Raw genomic sequence first — 1,066 nt, forward strand, 5'->3', positions numbered from 1 at the left:
TCCCCGCCCTCCCTGCTCTCCCCGGCGCCCGCCGGGCGGCCGGCGTGCAGCTCCAGCGGGCCGGTGCCCTCCGCGCGCGCCCGCAGGCAGGCCTCGATCTGCCGGCGCAGGTTCGGCTTGACCAGACCCCGCAGCTCCCCGGGAGCCGCCGTCCGCCAGCGCAGCAGCTCGCCGGGGGCCAGCCGGATCCGCCCGAGCGTGCCGGTGTCCAGGACGCCGCCGTCGTAGAGGAAGCGGATCCGGGCCGGGAAGCCCGGCTTGTGGGCCCAGTTGACGCCGAGCAGCCGACCCGGCTCCAGTTCGAGGCCGAGCTCCTCCTGCGCCTCTCGCCGGGCCGCGGCGCGCGGGGTCTCGCCGAGGTCGCTGTCGATCCCGCCGCCGGGCAGATTCCAGCGGCCCGGCCTGCCGTAGGCGGGCTCCACCAGCAGGACGCCGCCCGCCTCGTCGGTGCACAGCACGCTCGCCGCGGTCAGGGCCTTGGGGCGGGCGGCGCGGTGGCTCGCCGCGTCGAACAGGCCCGCGTGCTCCAGCGCCGTACGCCGCTCCGGGTCCAGACCGGCCGGCGAGCCCGGCTGGGGCACCCCGTCGACGAGGTGGGCGATCGAGCCCGCGCGCAGGGCGGCCAGCCCGGCGCGCAGCCGGGGCGCGATCCGGGCGGGCAGCACCTCGTACGCCTCCTCCGGCGCCAGCCAGCGGGCCGCGGCGACCTCCCCGTCCGGGAACGAGAGCGCGGCGGCCTGCGCGGGGGAGAGCGGTCCGACGAGGTGGACGTGCACGACGAGGGAGCGCCCGAGGGATCCCGGGGTCCGCGAGTCCACCGCGAGCAGCCGGCCGACCGGCACGCCGAGGTCCAGTTCCTCCTTCAGCTCGCGGGCCAGCCCCTCCTCGGGGGTCTCGGTGGCTTCCACGGTGCCGCCGGGCAGTTCCCGGCCCGCCTTGTACGAGGGGGTCAGGACCAGGACCCGCCCGGTGTCGTCCAGGACGAGGCCGGTGGCGGCGACGAGCGGGGCCGGCCGGTCCGCGTAGTACGCGCGTACCTGCTCGGGGGAGGGGTGGTCGCAGGGGG

Annotated in this window: 1 protein-coding gene; it reads right to left on the minus strand. The window is 78.4% G+C overall.

The window, feature by feature from the left end; genetic code table 11:
- The coding region (locus HYE82_RS36730) for an NUDIX hydrolase (RefSeq protein ID WP_179178555.1) at positions 1-1,066 on the minus strand (1,066 nt) is incomplete at both ends.

This window comes from Streptomyces sp. BR123, assembly GCF_013401435.1.
Lineage (GTDB): Bacteria > Actinomycetota > Actinomycetes > Streptomycetales > Streptomycetaceae > Streptomyces.